The sequence below is a fragment of the Vibrio sp. TRT 2004 genome, from assembly GCF_050113735.1.
Classification (GTDB): domain Bacteria; phylum Pseudomonadota; class Gammaproteobacteria; order Enterobacterales; family Vibrionaceae; genus Vibrio.
Genome location: NZ_JBNJOH010000146.1, coordinates 1 through 704, shown reverse-complemented (window position 1 = coordinate 704; position 704 = coordinate 1). Strand labels below are relative to the sequence as shown.

The window sequence follows — 704 nt, the reverse complement described above, 5'->3', positions numbered from 1 at the left end:
TTTCACGTAGCCAATTATAGGCAGAGAGCTGCTGAAGTTTCGCTGTCTCGATAAGCGAGAACATCCGCTCACGGAACAGGTCTCCTCGATATGAACGAGTTACGTAACAGCACTTTCTCATCAATATGTAATTACGGAGAACTCGCTCTGCAGCATTGTTCGTTAATGGGCATTCGGTGTCACCCATAAAGCGCCAGACCATCGCATCATCTGCGATGAGGTTACGGCATCGACCTCGATATCGTTTTGAACATTGATAACTGCCCAGTTTGAGCCAATGAAGCCAGCTCTTTCTTAATCGCCTGAGTCGACGATAATATTGGCTCTTGATCATTTTATTCTCGATGTATCGATGATGGCACCTGAATACGCTATGACCGATTAAAGCGAGTTTTTCTCCGATTTTTTGGTTTTCAGGGCAAACACTTTCCTCGATAGCGATGACGTTTCTCAAAATATGAGCCCAACATAACTGCCGCTTAGAATCATCAATATATTTGTAGGCTGAGTATTGGTCAGTGACTAAAAGGTGCGAAACAGCCTCGCCAAGTAGTCGCTTGGCTGCATGTTGGTTTCTACCACTGTTGATTTGGAAAAAGGCTACGTTATTACTCAGTGCAGCCCACATCCAACGTTTATCATTATTACGTTGATGTGAGGTTTCGTCAGCCATAATCAGTTCAGATGCTTTAACTGTTTCGTGG

1 protein-coding gene is annotated in these 704 nt (G+C 44.0%); it reads right to left on the bottom strand.

The features are described 5' to 3' along the window. Positions 1 to 673: IS66 family transposase (locus ACQEXR_RS20310; protein WP_427021054.1), on the bottom strand; the 673-nt coding region annotated here is incomplete at its 3' end. Between the last annotated feature and the right edge of the window lie 31 nt (positions 674 to 704).